This window comes from Bifidobacterium choerinum, from assembly GCF_000741135.1.
GTDB lineage: Bacteria > Actinomycetota > Actinomycetes > Actinomycetales > Bifidobacteriaceae > Bifidobacterium > Bifidobacterium choerinum.
On the sequence record NZ_JGYU01000016.1, the window covers coordinates 1 to 21506 of the forward strand.

19 protein-coding genes and 4 pseudogenes are annotated in these 21506 nt (G+C 69.0%); 13 read left to right on the top strand and 10 right to left on the bottom strand.

The window, feature by feature from the left end; genetic code table 11:
* The 3 genes from BCHO_RS08410 to BCHO_RS08420 all read right to left on the bottom strand — a co-directional run.
* Positions 1-560: FeoB small GTPase domain-containing protein (locus BCHO_RS08410; RefSeq protein WP_034256344.1), on the bottom strand; the 560-nt coding region annotated here is incomplete at its 3' end.
* Positions 561-618: 58 nt separating this feature from the next.
* Complete coding sequence (locus BCHO_RS08415) at positions 619-879, bottom strand: FeoA family protein (RefSeq protein WP_081707988.1); 261 nt, start codon at positions 877-879, stop codon at positions 619-621.
* Positions 880-972: 93 nt separating this feature from the next.
* Positions 973-2388, bottom strand: coding sequence for an aspartate ammonia-lyase (locus BCHO_RS08420; protein WP_029675600.1), 1416 nt, complete (start codon positions 2386-2388; stop codon positions 973-975).
* A 277-nt stretch (positions 2389-2665) separates the two neighbouring features.
* On the opposite strand from BCHO_RS08420, the gene BCHO_RS08425 reads away from it, so the two are divergent.
* The gene (locus BCHO_RS08425; RefSeq protein ID WP_024541226.1) at positions 2666-3130 is read left to right on the top strand and encodes a nucleoside 2-deoxyribosyltransferase; all 465 of its coding nucleotides are present in this window, start codon (positions 2666-2668) and stop codon (positions 3128-3130) included.
* Positions 3131-3189: 59 nt separating this feature from the next.
* Entirely contained in the window at positions 3190-3699 is a 510-nt protein-coding gene (locus BCHO_RS08430; RefSeq protein WP_051354907.1) for a MarR family winged helix-turn-helix transcriptional regulator, read from the top strand.
* Positions 3700-3830: 131 nt separating this feature from the next.
* Here BCHO_RS08430 and BCHO_RS08435 read toward each other — a convergent pair whose 3' ends face one another.
* Both BCHO_RS08435 and BCHO_RS09790 read right to left on the bottom strand, forming a co-directional pair.
* The gene (locus tag BCHO_RS08435; protein WP_024541228.1) at positions 3831-4106 is read right to left on the bottom strand and encodes a hypothetical protein; all 276 of its coding nucleotides are present in this window, start codon (positions 4104-4106) and stop codon (positions 3831-3833) included.
* A gap of 5 nt (positions 4107-4111) precedes the next feature.
* Positions 4112-4906, bottom strand: a complete 795-nt coding sequence (locus tag BCHO_RS09790; RefSeq protein WP_428829188.1) for a recombinase family protein — start codon at positions 4904-4906, stop codon at positions 4112-4114.
* Positions 4907-5099: 193 nt separating this feature from the next.
* On the opposite strand from BCHO_RS09790, the gene cmtR reads away from it, so the two are divergent.
* The 3 genes from cmtR (at position 5100) to BCHO_RS09445 (ending at position 6672) form a co-directional block, all read left to right on the top strand.
* Positions 5100-5459: a Cd(II)/Pb(II)-sensing metalloregulatory transcriptional regulator CmtR gene (gene cmtR, locus BCHO_RS08450; RefSeq protein WP_024541230.1), complete on the top strand. Its 360-nt coding sequence runs from the start codon at positions 5100-5102 to the stop codon at positions 5457-5459.
* Positions 5456-6058: a cadmium resistance transporter gene (locus BCHO_RS08455; RefSeq protein ID WP_024541231.1), complete on the top strand. Its 603-nt coding sequence runs from the start codon at positions 5456-5458 to the stop codon at positions 6056-6058. Before cmtR ends, BCHO_RS08455 begins: the two co-directional genes overlap by 4 nt.
* A gap of 242 nt (positions 6059-6300) precedes the next feature.
* The gene (locus BCHO_RS09445) at positions 6301-6672 is read left to right on the top strand and encodes a 6TM ABC transporter family protein (protein ID WP_024541232.1); all 372 of its coding nucleotides are present in this window, start codon (positions 6301-6303) and stop codon (positions 6670-6672) included.
* Here BCHO_RS09445 and BCHO_RS09635 read toward each other — a convergent pair.
* Positions 6669-6806 carry a hypothetical protein gene (locus tag BCHO_RS09635; protein WP_232513793.1) on the bottom strand — a complete coding sequence of 46 codons (138 nt, stop codon included), beginning with the start codon at positions 6804-6806 and terminating at the stop codon, positions 6669-6671. The two genes, BCHO_RS09445 and BCHO_RS09635, sit on opposite strands and share 4 nt — an antisense overlap.
* Here BCHO_RS09635 and BCHO_RS08895 point away from each other — a divergent pair.
* Both BCHO_RS08895 and BCHO_RS09640 read left to right on the top strand, forming a co-directional pair.
* Positions 6800-7150 carry an ABC transporter transmembrane domain-containing protein gene (locus tag BCHO_RS08895; protein WP_052119683.1) on the top strand — a complete coding sequence of 117 codons (351 nt, stop codon included), beginning with the start codon at positions 6800-6802 and terminating at the stop codon, positions 7148-7150. The genes BCHO_RS09635 and BCHO_RS08895 overlap by 7 nt on opposite strands.
* Positions 7151-7263: 113 nt before the next feature.
* A pseudogene (locus BCHO_RS09640) lies at positions 7264-7413 on the top strand (hypothetical protein); the annotation flags it as partial.
* Here BCHO_RS09640 and BCHO_RS09645 read toward each other — a convergent pair.
* Complete coding sequence (locus tag BCHO_RS09645) at positions 7356-7544, bottom strand: hypothetical protein (RefSeq protein ID WP_024541234.1); 189 nt, start codon at positions 7542-7544, stop codon at positions 7356-7358. The pseudogene BCHO_RS09640 and the gene BCHO_RS09645 overlap by 58 nt on opposite strands.
* 92 nt (positions 7545-7636) lie before the next feature.
* On the opposite strand from BCHO_RS09645, the pseudogene BCHO_RS08465 reads away from it, so the two are divergent.
* Positions 7637-9597, top strand: a pseudogene (locus BCHO_RS08465) (carbon starvation CstA family protein); the annotation flags it as partial.
* 150 nt (positions 9598-9747) lie between these two features.
* Positions 9748-9921: pseudogene (locus BCHO_RS09330) on the top strand (CstA-like transporter-associated (seleno)protein); the annotation flags it as partial.
* Between the two features lie 103 nt (positions 9922-10024).
* On the opposite strand, the gene BCHO_RS08470 reads toward BCHO_RS09330, so the two are convergent.
* A complete protein-coding gene (locus tag BCHO_RS08470) occupies positions 10025-11434 on the bottom strand; it encodes a glycoside hydrolase family 3 N-terminal domain-containing protein (RefSeq protein ID WP_232513792.1) in 1410 nt (469 codons plus the stop codon).
* Positions 11435-11616: 182 nt separating this feature from the next.
* Between BCHO_RS08470 and BCHO_RS08475 the strand changes: the two are divergent.
* The 4 genes and pseudogenes from BCHO_RS08475 to mfd all read left to right on the top strand — a co-directional run bounded on the left by BCHO_RS08475 (position 11617) and on the right by mfd (position 19665).
* Positions 11617-14782: pseudogene (locus BCHO_RS08475) on the top strand (UPF0182 family membrane protein).
* Positions 14783-14906: 124 nt separating this feature from the next.
* Positions 14907-15422, top strand: coding sequence for a GNAT family N-acetyltransferase (locus BCHO_RS08480; RefSeq protein ID WP_024541237.1), 516 nt, complete (start codon positions 14907-14909; stop codon positions 15420-15422).
* A gap of 81 nt (positions 15423-15503) precedes the next feature.
* Entirely contained in the window at positions 15504-16103 is a 600-nt protein-coding gene (gene pth / locus BCHO_RS08485; protein WP_024541238.1) for an aminoacyl-tRNA hydrolase, read from the top strand.
* Positions 16093-19665, top strand: a complete 3573-nt coding sequence (gene mfd, locus BCHO_RS08490; protein WP_029675605.1) for a transcription-repair coupling factor — start codon at positions 16093-16095, stop codon at positions 19663-19665. The genes pth and mfd overlap by 11 nt, the downstream gene beginning before the upstream one ends.
* Positions 19666-19790: 125 nt before the next feature.
* Here the strand turns inward: mfd and BCHO_RS08495 are convergent, their stop codons facing one another.
* Positions 19791-20516, bottom strand: coding sequence for an ABC transporter ATP-binding protein (locus BCHO_RS08495; RefSeq protein WP_024541240.1), 726 nt, complete (start codon positions 20514-20516; stop codon positions 19791-19793).
* Positions 20513-21493 (bottom strand): ABC transporter substrate-binding protein, encoded by a 981-nt coding sequence (locus BCHO_RS08500; RefSeq protein ID WP_024541241.1) that lies wholly within the window; start codon positions 21491-21493, stop codon positions 20513-20515. Before BCHO_RS08500 ends, BCHO_RS08495 begins: the two co-directional genes overlap by 4 nt.
* Positions 21494-21506 lie beyond the last annotated feature (13 nt).

Consider the following 21506-nt stretch of genomic DNA (forward strand, 5'->3'; position numbering starts at 1 on the left):
AGCGCGCGCGACAGCTGCGCCGGATCGACGCGCGCACCCTGCCGCGCGGCGAGGTCGTTCATCGTCAGCGCGACGACGGTCGGGCGTCCCAGTTCGAGGACGGTGGCGAGGAAGTACAGCGCGCGCGAGATGTTCGTCGCGTCGACGACGGTCACGACGAGGTCCGGGTCGCCGTCGCCCCCCAGCCCCATAACCGCCTTCGCGGCGACCTCCTCGTCCGGCGAGAGCGGCAGCAGCGAGTAGGTGCCCGGCGTGTCGATGAGGTCCCAGCGTTCGCCGTCGTGGTCGTAGACTCCCTCCTCGAGCAGCACCGTCGTGCCGGGCGCGTTCATGACGCGGGCCCTCGCGCCGAGGATCGAGTTGAACAGCGACGACTTGCCGACGTTCGGGTTGCCGATGAAGACGATGCGCGGCATGCCGCCCTCACGCACGCGGTGGCCGCCGACGTCGCAGCAGGGGCGTGCGCCGCGGCGGGCGGCGCCGGTGCCATGGTCGTCGTGGCGGCGCGCGGGCAGCAGCGCCGCCAGTCCGCGTCGGTGGTCGTGATGGTCTGAGGTCATGGTCGGTCCTTGGATGTGGTTCAGGAGGAGAAAGAGGACGGAGATTGTCGCGCGCCGGTCAGTCGGCGGCGGGCGTGACGGCGATGAGCGAGGCGGTGCGCCCGTCGAGCGCGATGCGCTCGGTGCCCTTCGCGACGACGCGGCCGCCGAAGTTCGCGCGCTGCACGACGCGGATGACGGTGCCGGCGCGCAGCCCCAGCTCGAGCATGCGGAATCGGTGGCGTTCGTCGACGCCGACGGCCGTGATCGCCATGTCCTCGTTCGGCGGGCAGTTCTCGACGGTCAGTGGGGAAACGGTCAGTGGGGAAGAGGTGTCCATAAGCGCACATTGTTATGGCGATCGTGGGGAAAGTCAATAGTTCCGAGACGGAAAAACGGGACGGAAAGCGACAAGGGCCCCGACGAGGCGGAATCAGTCCGCGCCCAGCGTGCGGCAGGTCTGCCCCAGACCCCGGCTGAGCGCGACGACGTCGAGCAGCCGGTCGATTTCGTCGTCCGGCAGGTCGGTGTGCTCCCTGGCGGCGCGCCGCACCGTGACGCCCTCGGCCATCGCGTCCTTCGCGAGCCCCATCGCGCGCTCGTAGCCGACCGCGTCGTTGAGCGCCGCCGCGATCGACGGCGACTGCTCGGCGTGGCGGCGGCCGCGCTCGACGTCGACGCGGATTCCCTCGACGCACTTCGTGCGGAACATGTCCATCGCGTTGATCGCGAGCGTCATGCCGGTGAGGATCTCGTGGATGATCACCGGGTCGAAGGCGTTGAGCTGCAGCTGGCCCTCGGCGGCCGCCCAGTTGACGGTCACGTCCATGCCGAAGACGACGAAGCAGCACTGGTCGACGCATTCGGGGATGACCGGGTTCACCTTGCCCGGCATGATCGACGAGCCCGCCTGGCGTGCCGGCACCTTGAGGTCCTCGAAGCCGCAGCGCGGCCCTGAGTTGAGCAGACGCAGGTCGTCGGCGGCCTTCTTCAGATGGACCGCGAGGTTCTTCAGGCAGGCGCTCGCGGCGATGTAGGCGCTCATGTCGGTGACCGAGGCGACCGGGTCGGCGGCGGCGTGCACCGGCAGCCCGGTCAGCCGCGCGAGAGTGCGCGTCGCGCTCTCGCGGAAGCGCAGGTCGGCGCACACGCCGGTGCCGATCGCCGTCGCGCCGAGGTTGAGGTCGCACAGTTGGTCGACGAGCGCGTCCATCGCCTGCAGGTCGAGCTTGAGGAACGACGCCCAGGCGTGGAACTCCTGGCCGAAGGTCATCGGCACGGCGTCCTGCAGCTGCGTGCGCCCGATCGTCACGTCGTCGGCGTGCCGGTCGGCCAGTGTGTGGAACGCGTCGCGCAGGCGCCGCGCGGCGGCAGCGAGCGGCGTCAGCCCGCCGCAGATCGCGAGCTTGCAGGCGGCCGGGTAGGTGTCGTTCGTCGACTGCGAGCGGTTGACGTCGTCGTTGGGGTGGATGTAGGCGTAGTCGCCGCGCGGACGTCCGCAGATCTCGAGCGCGCGGTTGGCGATGACCTCGTTCATGTTCATGTTCAGGCTCGTGCCGGCGCCGCCCTGCAGCACGTCGACGGGGAACTGGTCGGCGAGAGCGCCGCCCTCGGTCTCCTCACAGGCCTGTTCGATCGCCTTCGCCTTGTCCTCCTCGAGCAGGCCGAGCTCGGCGTTCGCGATCGCGCAGGCGCGTTTGACGACGGCGTAGGCGCGGATGAGCGCCTCGTGCGAGGAGTCGGGGATGCCGCTGACCGTGAAGTTCTCGATCGCGCGCTGCGTGTGGATGCCCCAGTACACATCCTGCGGCACCTTGAGCGTGCCGATGCAGTCGTGCTCGGCCCTCATGGCCGGCACGTCCCGCGCCTCCGTCTCCGTGGCCGTATCGTCCGCGGCCGCCGTCGCGGCGTCCCGTCCTCCCCCGTCCCTGCCGATGCCGTCTCCGTCGCGCTGTCCGTCCATGATCTCGCTCCTTGTCCTTGCGCCGTCTGCGCGGTCCGCGCATATGCCCGCCGCGTTTTTCCGGCCTATGATTCTATGTTCGCGCCCGTGGACGCGGCAAGGACGATATTGCTTACAGCCGATTGCCCGCGCGTCGCCTCATGCGCGCGGTTCAATGGGGGCTATGGAAAACTTCGAGACCAACCAGAACGTGCATTTCACCTCGTCCAAGCCGATCTACGACTTCTATGTGGCGGGACCCTACGAGACGGCCGAGCAGGTCGAGAGCATGGAGCGCCTCGAGCGCGTGCTCAAGGGCCGCGGCAAGAACCTGTACCTGCCGCGCTTCGCGATGGACGTCAACGTCTCCGGACCGCGCGCCGTCTTCGAGGACCGCATCCGCGCGATCGGGAACTCGGCCGCGCTCATCGCGAACTTCGACGACAAGGACCCCGGCACCGTCTTCTCGATGGGCTACGCCTACGCGCTCGGCAAGCCGGTCTACGCGTACTGCGAGGGCATCCTGCCGAACGCCCGCATCAGCCTGATGATCGATCAGGCGGCCACGGCGGTGCTCGACGGCCCCGCCGACCTCGAGAGCCTGCTCGATTCGGGCCGCATCAAGCCGCTGAACCTCGAGCAGTGCTGAACGGCGACGTCGCGGCGCGCGTCCGTGCGCGCCGCGGCCCGCATGGACGGTGAGCGACGATGACCGACGACGACATGCGTTTCGAGCCGCTGCGCGCCGATGTGATCGAATGCGCGCAGAGGGCGCACGGCGACGCCGACACGCAGCTGTTCGCGTTCTTCGAGGAGCTCCGGCGCGTCGACCTCATCTACGGCGCCTACGGACGCCGCTCGGGGCTGCCGCTGAGCGTGTACCTGATCTTCGACTACATCTGCGAGAACGACGGCACGTCGCAGCGCGAGATCTGCGCGTACACGCTGCTGCCGCGCCAGAGCGTGAACAACGTCGTCAACTCGCTCGCCGCGCAGGGCCTGCTGCGGCTCGAGGGCAGCGAGCACGACCGACGCGTCAAGCGCATCCGGCTCACCGACGAGGGGAGGCGCTGGCGCGAACGGCTGATCGAGCCGCTGCGCGGCGCCGAGCTGCGCGCGATGGCCGAGCTCGAACCCGACGAGCGCCGCGCGATGATCGCCTACGTCGACAAGTTCATGAACGCGCTCGAACGTCAGATCGGCGCCCTCGGGGGCTGATCGGGCGCCGACGGCCCCTGTCCGCGCGGTTTCTCCCGGACGCTGTGCGCTGCGGCGCGGACAGGGGGCATGTGAAGATGCTGCAAGGATGACGCGCCGAGGCCGATACCGGCGGCGAGGGGAAGGTATGCTTACTGATTGTCCCAATATGGGACAGTTTTGGTAGTGCCTTTGACGCTTCGGCTGGCGGCTTTGGCGGTCTTGGTTCCCTGGGTTTTGAGCTGGTCGTCGGCGCTGTCGATGAGGTCGCCGTCGCCGGCATGAGGTGTTCCCGCTGGCCCGTGTGCGACCTGGCCGGCGGTGTGGCCCGTCTGGCCGATGATCGTGGTGGCGCGGTGGTTGAGGTTGAGGTGACCGAGGTGGCTGGTCGCCTGCCCGCTATCGCCGCTGCTGCGCAGGCCTTTCATGGGTTTTAGTTTCCTTCTCCGAACGTGGTCGAGAACAGCGCGTAGAGTTTGCTGTCGCTGGGGATGCGCCCGTCAATCGGGATGACAGCGTTGCCGCTTTTCATCAGGCCGTGTCCCCGGGGCACGTTGGTGAAGTAGCGGCGCTGGTCCTGGCTGAAGTGGAGCCTGAGGATCCGCCACCGCGCTCGAGCGTCCACGACGCACCTACTGCAAGGCGTTCTCGCGCCCTCGCTCGGCGCGCTGAAGGGCGCGGTAGACCGTGGAGCGGCCCACGCTGAACAGCTCGGCCAGCTCGCCCACGGTGTGCTCGTCGGCAGCATGTAGCCGGACGAGGTGAGCTTCTTGCCGGGGGTGAGTTTCGGTGACTTTCCGCGCAGCCGGCCCTTGGCCTTGACGACCTTCATCCCCTCGCGGGTGCGGGCACGGATGAGGTCGGCTTCGAACTCGGTGACCATCGCCAGCACGTTGAACAACAGTTTCCCCATCGGGTCGGTCGGGTCGTACACCGATCCGGCGATGCTCAGCTTCACTTCCCGCGCCGCGAGGTCGTCGGCGATCTGGTGGGCATCACGGACTGAACGCGCCAGCCGATCGAGCTTGGTGACCACGAACGTATCGCCGTCCCGACAGGCAGCCAGCGCCTGCCGCAGGCCCTCACGGTCGGCGTTGCGGCCCGTGAGCCCGTGATCGACGTAGATGCGCTTGGGATCGACGCCGAACGCCGCGAGTCCGTCACGCTGCGCGGTCAGGTCCTGCTCGTCGGTGGAGACTCGGGCATAGCCGACCTTCAAAGGGGACATGCTCCCCAGTGTGTCATATAGCCTCCCTTCACCGGACAGTTCACCGGACGGGTCTTACGGGACAGCCCGCCAGGCGTGCCGTCGTTCCTCTCGATAAGTAGCGGTGGTGTCCAGTGAGGGTTCCCCTTACGGGTATGCGATCTGGGCTGACGCCTGTGACCGAGTGTTCAGTGCGCGTTGTATAGTTCAGTCCATGCTGACTATTGCTTCGCGTCTCGACGTGATGAACCGCCTGGGTCGTGCACTGGCCGACCCCACTCGATCCCGGATCATCTTGACCCTGCTCGACCATCCCGCTTACCCGGTGGAACTGGCCCGAGATCTGGACCTGACACGCCCGAACGTGTCCAACCACCTGGCATGCCTGCGCGATTGCGGGATCGTCGTCTCCGAGCCCGAGGGTCGTCGGACACGATATGAGATCGCCGATTCGCATCTGGCGCAGGCGCTGACGGCACTGGTCGATGCCACCCTGGCAGTGGACGAAGACGCCCCGTGCATCGATCCCGCCTGCTCGCTTCCCGGATGCGACGCAGCTGGGGAGGGCACATGATCCTCACCTCGGTCTTGCAGGCGATGGGCCTGTTCGCAGCGACCAACATCGACGACATCATCGTGCTCTCCCTCTTCTTCGCGCGAGGGGCAGGCCAGCGCGGCACTACCGCCCGCATTCTGGCCGGCCAGTACCTCGGATTCGCCGGCATCCTCGGTGCCGCGGTCCTGGTGACCATCGGTGCCGGAGCATTCCTGCCCTCGGCAGCCATCCCGTACTTCGGTCTCATCCCTCTGGGCCTCGGCCTCTGGGCCGCATGGCAGGCCTGGCGCGGAGACGATGACGACGATGACGACGAGGCCAAGGTTGCCGGCAAGAAGGTCGGCGTGTGGACAGTCGCAGGCGTCACCCTTGCCAACGGCGGCGACAACATCGGCGTCTACACCCCTGTCTTCCTCAGCGTGGAACCTCTCGCAGTAGTCGTCTACTGCATCGTCTTCCTCGCGCTCGTCGCGGTCCTGGTGGCCCTGGCAAAGTTCGTCGCCACCCTCCCCCCGATTGCCGAAGTGCTCGAACGCTGGGAGCACATCCTCTTCCCCATCGTTCTCATCGGCCTCGGCATCGTGATCCTCGTCAGCGGCGGAGCCTTCGGACTCTGACGTAGCGGCAGCGAACCAAACGGCCCCGACCGGGCGCACCCCTCTCGGTCCAGACCGCGACACCTACCTGCAGCCAGTCCTGCGTGATCGCGGCAACAAGATCGCCACAGAGCGCTGCAAGAACCCCGCCACCAAGCGAACGAAGCCACAGCGGATCACACGACATACCGCCAACCGGTGCAAAAACGGACAATTTTCGGACCTCGTCGCATGACGCCGTTTTTCTACCTTCCCGAGGAACTATGAGACTCGTACTGCGTTTCATGAAACCGTACCGCCCGCTGCTGGCGCTGACGATCGCACTGATGGCCATCGACGTCGTCGGCGCGCTGCTCGTGCCGACGCTCGCTGCGCGCCTGCTCAACGAGGGCGCCGCCGCAATGACGATGCGCACGATGGCCACGACCGCGATGTGGATGGTCGCCGCCTCGCTCGTCGCGTGCGCCTGCGCGATCGGCGCCGGCTACTGCTGCTCGCGGTTGTTCGCGCGCGCCGCCAAGGACATGCGCGACGCGATCTACGCCAAGTCGCTCGACCTGTCCGTCTTCGACTTCCGCCAGTTCGGCACCGCCTCGATGGTCACGCGCACGATGAGCGACGTCGTCAACATCTAGACGGCCATCACGAACGTCATCATGATGATGCTGCCGGTGCCGTTCATCTTCGTCGTGGCGCTCACCTTCGCGTTCAGCCTCGACACGGTGCTCGCCTGGTGGCTCGTCGGCGCGATCGCGAGCGTCTGTGTCATCGCGACGTTCATCCTGCGCTCCGCCGCACCGGCACCTGCAGCGCCTGCTCGACCGCATCGGCGCCGTGCTGCTCGAGAACCTCACCGGTGTGCGTGTCGTGCGCGCCTTCGGCAAGGAGCCCTTCGAGGAGGCGCGCATGGACCGGGCCTTCGCCGCCTATGCGGCCACGTCGATCAGGGCGAACCGCCTGTTCGCCAACCTTGACGGCCTGTCCTACCTGTTCATCACGCTGTTCATCATCGTCGTCTACTGGCTGTGCGGAGGGCGCATCACGGCGGGCGCGTTCCAGATGGCGACATCGTCGCCATCATCGAATACGCGGTCATGGCGCTGTTCTACCTGATGGCCGCGCAGATGGTCGTCGCGATGCTCCCCAGGGCGCTCGAATGCTGCCGCCGCGTGCGCGAGGTGCTCGACCGCACGCCAGACGTGGCCGACCCGGCCGACCCCGTCGACATGACATGCCGCGGCCCGCTGGCCGACGGCGAGGTACTCGCCTTCGACGACGTGACCTTCCGCTTCGCCGACGCCGAGGAGGACACGCTGCGCTACGTCAGCTTCACGGTGCGCACCGGCGAGACCGTCGCCATCATCGGCGCCACCGGCTCGGGCAAGTCGACGGTCGCCTCGCTCGCGATGCGCTTCCACGAGCCAGCTGGGGACGCGTGCTCGTCGACGGCGTCGACGTGCGCGACATGCGCCAGCACGACCTGCGTGCGCGCATCGCCTATGTGCAACAGCGCGCATGGCTGTTCTCCGGCGATGTGGAGTCCAACCTGCGCTACCGCGACGCGTCCGCCGACGACCACGAGATCGCCGAGGCGCTCGAGATCGCGCCGACCGGCGCGTGCTCTTCGGCCAGCATTTCGCCGCGATCTCCGGCGCAGGCCCGCTCGTCGGCCCGATTCTGGCCGCGCAGATGGGCTACCTGCCGAGCGTGCTGTGGATCATCCTCGGCGTCATCTTCGCCGGCGCCGTCCAGGACATGCTGATGCTGTGGATCTCAGCGAAGCGCCGCGGCCGCTCCTTCGGCCAGATGGCCACCGACGAGATGGGCAAGGTCGGCGGCATCGTCATCTCCGTCTTCCTCGTCGTCGTCACCGCGATCGCGATGGCCCTCCTCGCGCTCGTCGCGATCAAGGCGATGGCGAGCTCGCCGTGGGCCGTGTTCTCGCTCGGCATGACGATCCCGATCGCGCTGGCCATGGGCTGCTACGAGCGCTTCCTGCGCCCGGGCCGCGTCATCGAGACGACGGCGCTCGGCTTCGTGCTGCTCGTTCTGGCGATCGCCGGCGGCGGCATGATCGCGTCCAATCCGACGCTCGCGCCGATCTTCACGCTCGACGCCAAGCAGCTCGTCGTCGCGCTCATCGTCTACTCCTTCGCCGCGGCCGCATTGCCGCACTGGCTGCTCGTCACGCCGCGCGACTACCTGTCCACATTGATGAAGATCGGCACGCTCGCATTGCTCGTCGTCGGCATCGTCGTCGCGAACCCGCAGGTGCAGGTCCCCGCGCTGACGACGCTCGCGTCGCGTTCGGACGGCCCGACCTTCTCCGGCGCGCTGTTCCCGTTCCTGTTCGTCACGATCGCCTGCGGCGCGCTCTCCGGCTTCCACGGCGCCGTCTCCTCGGGACTGACGCCGAAGACCGTCGAGAAGGAGAACCAGATCCGCATGATCGGCTACGGCTCGATGCTCGTCGAATCGTTCACGGCGATCATCGCGCTCATCGCGGCGGTCACGATCAGCCAGGGCGTCTACTTCTCGATGAACATGTCGCCCGCGCAGATCGAGGCGGCCGCCGGCCCCGCCTACTCGGCGACGGCGAGCGCCGAGGACAACGCCGTCGCCGCGATCGGCGCGATGGACGTCGACGACATCGAAGGCCGCCACATGGACGTCGCATGGACATCCGGCGGCACGACCTACGAAGGCGCCGCCGCGCTCGAGGCGGCCGCGCGCGACGCCGGCGAGACGACGCTCGTCCCGCGCACCGGCGGCGCGACGACCTTCGCGATCGGCATGGCGAACTTCCTCAAGTCGTATCTGGGCGGCGAGAACGCGATGGCGTTCTGGTACCACTCGCGATCATGTTCGAGGCGCTGTTCATCCTGACGACCGTCGACAACGGCACGCGCGTCGCACGCTACCAGAGCGGCGACCTGCTCGGCAACGTGCGCCGCCTCAGGCGCTTCGCCGACCCCACATGGCGCCCCGGCAACCTCATCACGACCTTCATCGCCACGGCCGCATGGGGCTCGATGCTCTATATGGGCGTGTCGGACGCCAACGGCGGCATCAACGCGATGGTGCCGATCTTCGGCATCTCCAACCAGCTGCTCGCCGCCGGATGCCTGATGCTCGTCACCGTCTGTGTCGTCAAGGCCGGCCTGACGAAGTACGCGTGGATACCGGCCGTGCCGCTCGTCTGGGACGTCGCCGTGACCTTCACCGCCGACTTCCAGAAGATCTTCGACCCGCAGCTGGGCTACTTCGCGGCCGCCTCCGCATGGCGCGCGAGGATCGACGCCCGCGCGCTCGAGGGCGACGCGCTCGCGGCCGCGCACGCGTCGCTGTCGAACGCGTACCCCGACGGCGCGCTTTCGGTGTTCTTCCTCGTCATGATGACGGCGTTCCTCGCGGTCGGCGTGAAGACGTGCGTCGCCACGGTGCGCGCACGCCGCTACGGCGCCGAGTTCACGAGCGAGGAGCCCTTCGCCGAATCGTCGTGGTTCGCGCCCTCCGGACTGTTCGCCACGAAGCTCGAACGCAAGGCGCGCGCCGAATACGAGCTGATGACCGGCGCCGCGCCGCGAGCCGATGAGGACCGGGACGAGGACCGGGTGCGCGGACGCCGAGGCGCGCCCGCTCGCAGGCGTCGCCGGGGTGCCGGCATGACGGGCGCCGGACGCGCGGCCTCATGGGCCGCACGGCTGTGGCGCGGCGCAGTCTGGTATCTGCGCGAACTGAGCGGCGAGGCGCGCTACGACCACTACGTCGAACGGATGCGCCGCGAACATCCCGACCGCACGCCGCTGGGCGAACGCGAGTTCCTGCGCGAGCGCGAACGCCACGAGCGCGAGCATCCGAACACGAGCTGCTGCTGCTGCTGAGGGCGGCGCGGCCATGGGCGCAAGGCGGCCCCGGGTCACATCCATCGTGACCCGGGGCCGCCTTTATATATACCGGTCGGATCGCGCCGGCCGGCGTCCGTGCTCAGCGTATGAGGCCGATGGCGATCTTCATCGCGACGACGCGCGTCGCCGACGCGGTGACCCTGTCGGCGAAGGCGTCGTCGGCCGCGGCGCGCGCCCGCAGCCCGGCGAGGATCGGCGTCGTGTACGCCGGGTCGTTGATGCAGGCGACGTCGCCGCCGGCCTCGACGAGGCGCACGCCGAGCTGCGTCGGTTCGACGCCGCCGACGGCGCTCGCCGACAGCGAATCGGAGATGACGACGCCGTCGTAGCCGGTGCGTTCGCGCAGCAGCTCGGTGACGATCGGCCGGGAGAAGGCGGCCGGCACACCCGGGTCGAGCTGTGCGTACGAGGCGAGCGACATCATGACCATCGCCGGACGGCCTTCCCCGATCGCCTCGGTGAACGCGGCCACTTCGGGCCCGTCGGCGTCCGTCGTCGTGTCGACGATGCCGTCGGCCGTGAAATCGGTGTTGCCGGTGACCGAGCCCAGTCCGGGGTAGTGCTTGACGGCCGTCGCGACGCCGGCGTCGCGCATGCCGTCGATGAACGCGACGGCATGGCGCGCGTCGCCGTCCGCATCGAGGCCGAAGTCGCGGTCGAGGGCGCCGATCGGCGCGTTCGCCGCACGATCGATCGTCACCGTGTCGACCGACGGCGCAAGATCCACATCGACGCCGGCGGCATGCAGCTGCGCGCCCCAGCGGCGGCTGTCCTCCCGCAGCGCGTCCACGGTGAGCCGGCCCTGTTCCAGCGCGCTCGGCATCGTCTCGAACCCGGGGCCCTGCAGATGCTGCACGAGGCCGCCCTCCTGGTCGGTGGCGACGAGCAGCGGCGTGCCGTCTGTGGCGTAGCCGCGCAATGCGTCGATGGCGGCGCGCACGCCGTCGACGCCGGAGGCCCAGTTGCCCATCAGGATGACCGAGCCGACGTGGTCGTCGCCGATCAGCGAGGCGAGCGCCGACGGGTCGGTGCCGGCGGCGAGCGGCGCCATGACGAGCTGCGCGGCGCGCTCGTCAAGGCTCATCGCATCGACGATGCGCTTCGCGCGCGCCGTCGCGTCCCCGCGCCGCTGCGCGGCGTCGTCCTTCCCGTCGTCATCGCCCTTCGCGTCCCCGGCGCCGTCATCGTCCCTCTGCGCCGCGTCGCCCGTCGCCGGATCCGGCGACGGCGCGGGGGAGGAGGGGGATGACGTCCGCGCCGAGGTGGTGGCCTGCGTGCGGAAGTGCTCGCGATGGCGGGCGCCGGCGGCGAAGGCGATCGACACCGCGAGCACGAGCGCGACGGCCGCCGTCGCGACGAGCGCCAGGACATGTCCCGCGCGATTGCCTTCCGCGTCCCTGCCGTGTCTGCCGTTGCCCCGTGCCGCCATGCCGTACGCCCCTTTCCATGCGCGCCGCGTGTCCGCCGTGCGCCTCTTCTGCCTTGTCACGCCCCGCATCGCCCTGCGCGGCGACCGGCGTGATCCGTGAGCCCAGTCTAGCAAGCGCCGTCGCGAGCCGGTCCGTCCGCCCCGCACGGCCCCGCGCGCTTTTCGCGCACTCTTCGCCACTCTTCACGCACTCTTCACGCGTCGGCCTGTGCTTCTTCGGCTCGGTTCTGTAGACTGGACGAATGTCTTTCTTCGATTTCGGACCCCTGTTCGGCCAGGGACCGCGCAGGCGGCCCACCGGTTCCGCCACCACCAACGACGATCCGATCGTGATCAACATCGAGACCGATGGCGAGGACGCCCCATCCCCCCTCGGGCGCGCCGCCGACCGCGCCGCCGCGCATCACGCGCCGCGCGCCGTCGGGCGGGTCGGGCCGCGGCTACAAGATCGTCATCGGCGTCGTGCTCGCGCTCGCCGTCGTCGTCGGCCTGTTCTTCGCCGTCGCGTCCTTCGCGACCGACGTCATGTGGTATGACCAGCTCGGCTTCTCGAGTGTCGTGTGGACGCTGCTAGGCACGCGCGTCGGCCTGTGGATCGCCTACGCGCTGCTCATGGTGCTCATCACCTACGTCGCCGCGACGCTCGCGATCCGCGCGCGTCCCGACTTCGCCGACGGCTCGACGATCCGCGTCAACGGCGACACGATCGAGATCGGCCGCGGCGTCTCCTCGAAGAACGCCCGGCGCGTCGCCGTCGGCGTCTCGCTCGTCGCCGGCCTGCTCTTCGGCTCGCGTTTCAACGCGAACTGGTCGCAGGTCCTGCTGATGTTCCACGCCAAGCGCTTCGGCGTCGCCGACCCGCAGTTCGGCATCGACAACGGCTTCTACGTCTTCGTGCTGCCGGGCCTGTCGCTGCTGCTGTCGGCGCTGTCGGTGCTGCTGTTCGTCGCGCTCGTCTTCTCGATCATCACCCATGTGGCGATGGGCGGCATCCGCTTCACGATGCCCCGGCGTGGACGCAGCATCTTCTCGATGACGCGCCGTGCCCGCCGCCAGATCGCGATCTGGCTGATGGCGTGGATGTGCTCGTGGGCCGTCAACCAGGCGTTGTCCGTCTTCTCGACGCTCACGGACGAAGGCGACCGCATCACCGGCGCCACCTACACGACGGTGAACGCGTCGATCCCGATCACCTTCATCCTCGCGGGCCTGACCGCCATCGCCGGCGTCGTGCTCGGCGTGTGGCTCATGCGTTCGCCGGCGCTCACCGACGCCGCCTCCGCGAAGACGGCGCCGCCGGCGAGCGCGTGGGGGGAATGGCGCGTCCCGGCGATCACCGTCGCGTCGTGCCTCGTCGTGTCGCTGCTGCTGTCGTCGCTGTGGCCGGCGCTGCTGCAGCGCTTCCGCGTCAACCCGAACGCCCAGGAGATAGAATCGGCGTACATCCAGCGCAACATCGACGCGACGCGCGCCGCCTACGGGCTCGACTCCGTCAGGACCGAGGAGTACAAGGCCACGACGAAGGCCGAGGCAGGCGCGCTGCAGCACGACACGGAGACGACGGCGCAGATCCGCCTGCTCGACCCGCAGATCGTCTCGCCGACCTTCAAGCAGCTGCAGCAGATGAAGCAGTACTACACCTTCGCAGACACATTGGCGGTCGACAAGTACGACATCGACGGCGTCAACCAGGACACCGTCATCGCCGCGCGCGAGATGGACCTGTCGGGCAACGACAACCGCAACTGGGTCAACGACCACACCGTGTACACGCACGGCTACGGCGTCGTCGCCGCCTACGGCAACCGCGTGACGAGCGACGGCCAGCCGGAGTTCTTCGAATACGGCATCCCGACGCAGGGCTACCTCACCGACACGCAGCACTACGAGCCGCGCATCTACTTCTCGCCGAACGCGCCCGAATACTCGATCGTCGGCGCGCCCGAGGGTACGAAGTCGTGGGAGTTCGACTATCCGACCTCCGGCGCCGAGGGCGCGACGACGACCTTCGACGGCGACGGCGGCCCGAGGCTCGGCAACATCATGGCGAGGCTGCTGTACTCGATCCGCTTCGGCTCCGACCAGATCCTGTTCTCCGACCGCGTGAACGCCGACTCGCAGATCCTCTACGACCGCTCGCCCAAGGAGCGCGTCGCGAAGGTCGCGCCGTACCTGACGCTCGACGGACGCGTCTACCCGGCCGTCGTCGACGGCCGCGTCAAGTGGATCATCGACGGCTACACGACGTCGGACCGCTACCCGTACGCGCAGATGACCGACCTGGCCTCGGCGACCGAGGATTCGACGACGGTCTCGTCGTCGTCGGTCGCGGGGCTGAGCCCCAAGCGCGCGAACTACATCCGCAACTCGGTCAAGGCGACCGTCGACGCCTACGACGGCTCGGTCGACCTGTACACGTGGGACGAGGCCGACCCGGTGCTCAAGGCGTGGCAGTCGATCTTCCCGGCGAACTACCATCCGATGTCCGAGATCTCCGGCGACCTGATGGCGCACATGCGCTACCCGGAGGGCATCTTCAAGGTGCAGCGCCAGCTGCTGTCGAAGTACCATGTGACGCAGGCGAGCCAGTTCTTCTCCGGCGAGGACTTCTGGCAGACCCCGGTCGACCCGACCGAGTCGAAGGCCCAGCAGGCGCAGGACGTGCTGCAGCCGCCGTACTATCTGACGCTCAAGACCGGAGGCTCGAAGGAGCCGGTGTTCTCGCTGACGAGCACTTACATCCCGGCGGGCGCGAGCACGCGCGAGATCCTCACCGGCTTCCTGTCCGTCGACTCCGACGCCGGACGCACGAAGGGCGTCAAGGGGCCCGACTACGGCACGATCAGGCTGCAGGAGCTGCCGAAGGACTCGAACGTGCCCGGACCCGGCCAGGCGCAGAACAACTTCAACGCCGACGCCGACGTCTCCAAGGAGCTCAACCTGCTCGAATCGGGTTCGACGCAGATCGAACGCGGCAACCTGCTCACGTTGCCGCTCGGCGGCGGCCTCGTCTACGTCGAGCCGGTGTACGTGAAGTCCTCCGGCGCGACGAGCTACCCGCTGCTCAAGAAGGTCCTCGTCGCCTTCGGCGACAAGGTCGGCTTTGCGGACACGCTCGACGAGGCGCTCGACCAGGTCTTCGGCGGCGACTCCGGCGCCTCGGCCGGCGACGCGGACAACGCGGGCGCATCCGCCGGCGTGGCCGGCGCCGCCAAGGACGAGGCGGACAAGGACGAGACGCCGTCCGCCTCGGCCAAGGACCCGGCGCTCAAATCGGCGCTCGACGACGCCGCGAAGGCGATGAAGGACGCGGACAAGGCGATGAAGTCCGGCGACTGGAGCGCCTACGGCGAGGCGCAGCGCCGCCTCGAGGAGGCCGTCAACAAGGCCCTCGAGCTCGAAGGCTGAGCGCCGGCGCCGCGAACGGGGGCGCGCCCCACGGACCATATGGTCCGTGGGGCGCGCCCCCGTTTTGCGCCGCATGGCGTAGCGGCGCCGGGCGAGTTCCACGCCGCGGTTATGCTAGGACGTTATGATCACATACAGCTACAGGCAGGCCGGCGACGACGACGTGGACGTCATCACCGACGTCTACAACGAGGCCGTCGTCGAGGGCGGCTCGACGACCGACCTGACGCCGGTGGGGCGCGCGAGCCGCAAGGCGTGGCTCGAACGGCACCGCGATCCCTACGCGGTGTTCGTCATCACGGCCGAGGAGGACGGCGTGCGCCGCGACATCGGCTTCGCGTCGATCTCGGTGTTCTACGACCGTCCCGGCTACGACGGCGTGTGCAGCCTCGCCTACTACATCGCGCGCGACGCGCGCGGCAGCGGAGCCGGTGCCTTCACGATGCGCGCATTGCTCGACGAATGCGCGGCGCGCGGCATGCGGCGCGCCTGCACGACGATCTTCGCCGACAACGCGGCCTCCACCGGCCTGTGCGAGCGCTTCGGCTTCACCCGCTACGGCTACATGCCCGACGCGGCCTACGATTCTCGGCGCACATTGCACGCCATGAGCTACTGGTACGTCGACATCGACCGCTGACCGGCACGCCCCGGCGGGGCGCACACCGCCGCGCACAACCCCAAGTAACACAAGGAAGCAACAGGAAAAGAGCGACATCTTATGGCATCGGACTACTGGCTCATCGCGGGACTGGGCAACCCCGGCGCGAAATACCGCAACACCCGGCACAACATCGGGTTCATGACCGTCGACCTGCTCGCCGAACGCTGGGGCGTCGGCTTCGCCAGGCACAAGGGGCTCGCCGAGCTCGGCAAGGGGCTGATGACGATGGGGGAACGGCGCCAGAAGGTCTTCCTGTGCAAGCCGCTGACCTACATGAACGACTCGGGGCAGGCCGTCGAATCGATCCGCGAGTACTACCACATCGGCGTCGACCACATCGTCGTCATCCACGACGACATGGACCTCGACTTCGGCCGCATCAAGCTCAAGTCGGGAGGCTCCGCCGGCGGCCACAACGGCATCAAGTCCATCGACCGCTGCCTGCACACGCCCGACTACGCACGCGTGCGCATGGGCGTCGGCCACGCGAGCCGCTCCGGCGACGCGCACGACAACACGATCAACTGGGTGCTCGGCGAATTCAACGCCGCGCAGAGGAAGCAGCTGCCCGAATTCCTCGCCGACGGCGCCGACGCGGCCGAGACGATCGTCTTCGACGGCCTGACGAAGGCACAGGACCGGTTCAATGGCCGCTGACGACACCGCAACCACACCCGCGACCGCATCCATCGGCACGATCGACGGCGCGCTGACCACGCTGCGCGGGCATCTCGACGCCGACCCCGCCTTCCACGACCTGACGCACGGCCTGACCGAAGCGGACCCCGACGCCGGACAGCCGGCGCTGACGATCGGCGCGCCCGACGGCATCCGCCCGGCGCTCGCCGCCGCACGCGCCGAACTCTCGCCGATCGTCGTCGTCGTGCCGTCGGGACGCGAGGCCGAGGAACTCGTCGACGACATCCGCTCATGGTACGGGGGAGACCCGGCCGCCGTCGCCCAGCTCGAGGCATGGGAGACGCTGCCGCACGAACGGCTCTCGCCGCGCGCCGACACCGTCGCCAACCGCATGGAGGTCTTCCGCAGACTGTGCCATCCCGAAGCCGGCAGCGCGATGTTCGGCCCCATCCGCATCCTCGTCATGCCGGTGCGCTCGCTGATCCAGCCGCTCGTCGCCGGCATCGGCGACGTCGAGCCGCTCGTCTTCGCGCTCGGCGAACGGACCGCGCTCGACGAGGCCTCGGCCGCGCTCGTGCGCAACGCCTACACGCGCGTCGACCTCGTCATGGACCGCGGCGAATTCGCCGTGCGCGGCGGCCTCATCGACGTCTTCCCGCCGACGATGCCGCACCCGGTGCGCATCGAGTTCTTCGGCGACGACATCGACTCGATCCGCGAGTTCCACGCCTCCGACCAGCGCACCTACGGCCCGCAGATCGACTCCGTCTGGGCGACGCCGTGCCGCGAAGTGCAGCTCACCGACGAGATCCGCGCACGCGCTCGCTCGCTCGTCGGACAGATCCCGAACGCCGACGACATGCTCGAATCGATCGCGCAGGCGATCCCGGTCGAAGGCATGGAATCGCTGCTGCCGGCCCTCGTCGACGACATGCGGCCGGTCTCGTCGATGCTGCCGAAGGACGCCGTCGTCATGCTGTGCGACCCGGAGAAGCTGCGACGCGCCGTCGACGACCTCGCGAAGACGGCCAACGAGTTCCTCGCGACGAGCTGGCACGTCGCCGCCTCCGGACACGGCGCCGGCGCGCCGATCGACTTCGAGGGCGCGAACTTCCTCGACTACGACGAGGTCGTCTCCTCGCTGGAGTACAGCGAACGCGAACTATGGAAGATCAGCGGCTTCACCGTCGACACGTCGCTGCCCGGCCACGTGCAGATCGACGCGCAGACGCCCACGGCGTTCCGCGGCGACGAGCGGCGCACCGAACAGGGCGTGCGTTCGCTGCTCGACGACGGCTACGACGTGACGGTGACGGCCGCCGCCCAGGGCACGCTGCACCGTCTGACGCGCATGCTCAACGCTGTCGGCGCCACGCGCTTCGAGGCCGTGCGCTCGCAGGCGCGCGACGGCTTCGTCGACGCCGCCGCGAAGGTCGCGCTGCTCACCGAACGCGACCTGACCGGCCGCGAAAGCGTCGCCGGAGGGCCGAAGACGCCGCGCAGGCGCCGCAAGTCGATCGACCTGATGGAGCTCAAGCCGGGCGACTTCGTCGTGCACGAACAGCACGGCATCGGCCGCTTCGTCGGCATGCGCCAGCGCACGACCGGATCGGGGCGCAACCGCACAACGCGCGAGTACCTCGTCATCGAATACGCGCCGAGCAAACGCAACGCGCCGCCGGACAAGCTGTTCATCCCGACCGACCAGCTCGACCTCGTCAGCAAGTACATCGGCGCCGAGGTCCCCAAGCTCAACAAGCTCGGCGGCTCGGACTGGGCGGCCACGAAGGCCAAGGCGAGGAAGCACGTCCACGAGATCGCGCAGAATCTCATCAAGCTGTACGCGGCGCGCCAGCGCACGAAGGGCTTCGCGTTCAGCAAGGACACGCCGTGGCAGAAGGAGCTCGAGGACGCCTTCCCGTACCAGGAGACCGCCGACCAGCTCACGACGATCGACGACGTCAAGGCGGACATGGAGAAGCCGGTGCCGATGGACCGGCTCATCTGCGGCGACGTCGGCTTCGGCAAGACCGAGATCGCCGTGCGCGCCGCCTTCAAGGCCGTGCAGGACTCCAAGCAGGTGGCCGTGCTCGTGCCGACGACGCTGCTCGTCCAGCAGCACTACGAGACCTTCACCGAACGCTTCGAGGGCTTCCCGGTCAACGTCGCGGCGATGAGCCGCTTCCAGAGCACGAAGCAGATCGACGAGACGATCAAGGGGCTCGCCGACGGCGGCGTCGACGTCGTCATCGGCACGCACAAGCTGCTCAACCCGAAGATCAGGTTCAAGGACCTCGGCCTCGTCATCATCGACGAGGAGCAGCGCTTCGGCGTCGAGGCGAAGGAGGCGCTCAAGGCGATCCGCACGAACGTCGACGTGCTGAGCCTGTCGGCGACGCCGATCCCGCGCACGCTCGAGATGGCCGTCACCGGCATCCGCGAGATGTCGACGCTCGCGACGCCGCCCGAGGACCGCCTTCCGGTGCTCACCTACGTCGGCGCCTACGAGGACGCGCAGGTCACGGCGGCGATCCGGCGCGAGCTGCTGCGCGGCGGCCAGGTCTTCTACATCCACAACCGCGTCGAGGACATCGACAAGAAGGCCGCGAAGCTGCACGAGCTCGTCCCCGAGGCGAGGGTCGGCATCGCGCACGGCAAGATGGGGCGCAAGCAGCTCGACCAGATCATCCGCGACTTCTGGCACCGCGACATCGATGTGCTGCTGTGCACGACGATCGTCGAGACCGGCCTCGACATCTCGAACGCGAACACGCTGATCGTCGACCACGCCGACCGCTTCGGCCTCAGCCAGCTGCACCAGCTGCGCGGCCGCGTCGGCCGCGGCCGCGACCGCGCCTACGCGTACTTCCTGTACGACCCGGGCAAGCCGATGACCGAGCAGTCGCACGAGCGCCTCGTGACGATCGCGCAGAACACGGCGCTCGGTTCCGGCTTCGACGTGGCGATGAAGGACCTCGAGCTGCGCGGCACCGGCAACCTGCTCGGCGATGAGCAGAGCGGCCACATCGAGGGCGTCGGCTTCGACCTTTACGTGCGCATGGTCTCCGAGGCGATCGAGGACTACAAGGAGCCCGACCGCGTCGAGCCGCCGGTCGTCACGATCGACCTGCCGGTCGAGGCGTCGATCCCGGTCGACTACATCGACTCGGACAAGCTGCGTCTCGAGGCGTACCGCAAGCTCGCCGAGGCGAGGAACGACGACGACCGCGAGGAGTTGCGCGAGGAGCTCACCGACCGCTACGGCGAGCCGCCGCAGGTCTTCACGTCGCTGTTCGGCATCGCGCGGCTGCGCGAACGCGCCCGCGACCTGCGCGTCACCGAGATCGTCGGGCAGGGAGGCAAGCTGCGTGTCGGCGGCATCGACCCGCCCGAGTCGGTGCGCATGCGCATCGAACGCATCTACAAGGGCGCGCAGTACCGGCCGCTCACGCACACCTACACGATCCCGACGCCCTTCGCCGGGTCGCTCGGGTCGGGGCCGATGGACTCCGACGAGGTCATCCGGTGGGTCGGCCAGCTGCTCGACGACCTTGCGTGGACGCCGAGGCCGCGCTCCTGAACGTCTGTGCCGCGCACTGCGGTGCACTGGACGGACGGGGACGGACGAAGCATCTGGAACGTCGAAGGGCCCGGGGGTCGCCCCCGGGCCCTTCGACGTATCCGCGGACAACGGATATGCGTCCGTCAGCCGCGCAGCGCGCGGTGCAGCCGCTCCTCGAGCGCCTGATGGCCGAGGGGCCGTCCCTGGCCGTCGAGGCTCGATCGGTCGGCGTGCGCCTCGTCGCGGATGCGGCCGTCGGCGAGCACGAGGATGCGGTCGGCGAGCCGCACCGCCTCGCCGATGTCGTGGGTGACGAGCACCGTCGCGAAGCCGAGCCGCGCGCGCAGCCCGGCGAGCAGGTCCTGCATGTCGAGCCGGGTGAGCGCGTCGAGCGCGCCGAAGGGTTCGTCGAGCAGCAGCAGATCCGGTCGGCGCGTGAGTGCGCGGGCGAGCGAGACGCGCTGCCGCTGGCCGCCGGAGAGCTGCGTCGGCAGCTTGTCGACGGCGTCGGCGAGCTGCACCTGGGCGAGCGCCCCCGCGGCCGCCTCCCTGCGCGCGCGGCGCGTCATACGCCCGCAGTCGCCGGCCATGCCGAGCGTCACGTTGTCCCAGACGCGCAGCCAGGGGACGAGGCGCGCGTCCTGGAAGCCGAAGGCGACATGGTCGACGGTGCGCACCCGGCCGCGGTCGGCGTCGATCAGCCCGGCGACGATGCGCAGCAGCGTCGACTTGCCGCAGCCGGAGCGGCCGATCAGCGCGACGGTCTCGCCGGCGTCGACGCGCAGGTCCACGTCGGCGAGCACGGCGCGTCCGTCGAAGGCCTTGCACACGCCGTCGAGCGCGACGGCGGGCGCCGCTGCGCCGCTCATGCGCCGCAGTCCATCGTCGCGGCCGCGATGTCGGGCATCCGGTCGATGAAGCCGAAGTCCACGTATTCCCGGGCCTGCGCCTCGAGCATCGCGCGCCCGTCGGCGTCGATCGGCACGATCCTCGGCACGTCGAAGCGCGCGATCTGGTCGGCGACCTCGTCCGAGGCGCCGAAGCGCCGGTAGGCGTCGGTGATGATCGCCGGGCGCTTCGCCGCGGCCTCGGACTCCCGGACGAGCGCCCGGTACATCGCCTTGACGGCTTCGGAGTGCTTCGTCGCGAAGTCGCGCGAGACGATGTGGATCGAGACGTTGTGGTTGTCGTAGTCCCTGCCGTCGGCGAGCAGCTTCGCGCCCGGCGTGGCCATCGCCGCCGCGAGGTTCTGGTCGAACGACGACAGCGCGTCGATCTGCCCGGAGGTGAAGGCCGCCTGGAAGTTGCTCGGGCTCATCTCGACGACGTCGACGTCGTCGACGCTCACGCCGGAGCCTTCGAGCGCCTTGTGCAGCACGTAGTCGCCGGTCCCGCCGCGCTTGATGATGGCGACCTTCCTGCCCCTGAGGTCGGCGAGCGATCCGACGCCGGAGCCGGGGGCGGCGACGATGCCTTGCGAGTCGCCGTCGTAGTATTCGATCGCGAAGGCCGTCCACGGCTGGCCCTGCGCGATGAAGTTGATGAAGGAGCCGGTGCCGGTGCTCGTCGCGTCGGCGTTGCCGGACAGGACGGCGGCATAGGCGTCGGTCGGGTTGTACGGGCCGGTGAACTCGACGTCCGTGGAGCCCATCGCCTCCTCGAGGAAGGGCTCGTCGCGCACCGTCGTCAGATAGTTCGCCGTGGACAGATAGGCGACGCGCATCGTGGCGTCGTCCTTCGCCTGCGCCGACGTGCCGCAGGCGGCGGCGCCGGCGAGCAGCGAGGCCGCGCAGACGGCGGCGAGCAGACGGCGGACGCGGTGATGGAATCGTGATGTGGATGACATGGTGCCTCCTTGG

Bases quoted from the DNA above. Each gene is read 5' to 3' on its own strand.
- BCHO_RS08415 (WP_081707988.1), bottom strand. From the start codon at position 879: ATGGACACCTCTTCCCCACTGACCGTTTCCCCACTGACCGTCGAGAAC.
- BCHO_RS08420 (WP_029675600.1), bottom strand. From the start codon at position 2,388: ATGAGGGCCGAGCACGACTGCATCGGCACGCTCAAGGTGCCGCAGGAT.
- BCHO_RS08425 (WP_024541226.1), top strand. From the start codon at position 2,666: ATGGAAAACTTCGAGACCAACCAGAACGTGCATTTCACCTCGTCCAAG.
- BCHO_RS08430 (WP_051354907.1), top strand. From the start codon at position 3,190: ATGACCGACGACGACATGCGTTTCGAGCCGCTGCGCGCCGATGTGATC.
- BCHO_RS08435 (WP_024541228.1), bottom strand. From the start codon at position 4,106: ATGAAAGGCCTGCGCAGCAGCGGCGATAGCGGGCAGGCGACCAGCCAC.
- BCHO_RS09790 (WP_428829188.1), bottom strand. From the start codon at position 4,906: ATGTCCCCTTTGAAGGTCGGCTATGCCCGAGTCTCCACCGACGAGCAG.
- cmtR (WP_024541230.1), top strand. From the start codon at position 5,100: ATGCTGACTATTGCTTCGCGTCTCGACGTGATGAACCGCCTGGGTCGT.
- BCHO_RS08455 (WP_024541231.1), top strand. From the start codon at position 5,456: ATGATCCTCACCTCGGTCTTGCAGGCGATGGGCCTGTTCGCAGCGACC.
- BCHO_RS09445 (WP_024541232.1), top strand. From the start codon at position 6,301: ATGAGACTCGTACTGCGTTTCATGAAACCGTACCGCCCGCTGCTGGCG.
- BCHO_RS09635 (WP_232513793.1), bottom strand. From the start codon at position 6,806: ATGACACAGACGCTCGCGATCGCGCCGACGAGCCACCAGGCGAGCACC.
- BCHO_RS08480 (WP_024541237.1), top strand. From the start codon at position 14,907: ATGATCACATACAGCTACAGGCAGGCCGGCGACGACGACGTGGACGTC.
- pth (WP_024541238.1), top strand. From the start codon at position 15,504: ATGGCATCGGACTACTGGCTCATCGCGGGACTGGGCAACCCCGGCGCG.
- mfd (WP_029675605.1), top strand. From the start codon at position 16,093: ATGGCCGCTGACGACACCGCAACCACACCCGCGACCGCATCCATCGGC.
- BCHO_RS08495 (WP_024541240.1), bottom strand. From the start codon at position 20,516: ATGAGCGGCGCAGCGGCGCCCGCCGTCGCGCTCGACGGCGTGTGCAAG.
- BCHO_RS08500 (WP_024541241.1), bottom strand. From the start codon at position 21,493: ATGTCATCCACATCACGATTCCATCACCGCGTCCGCCGTCTGCTCGCC.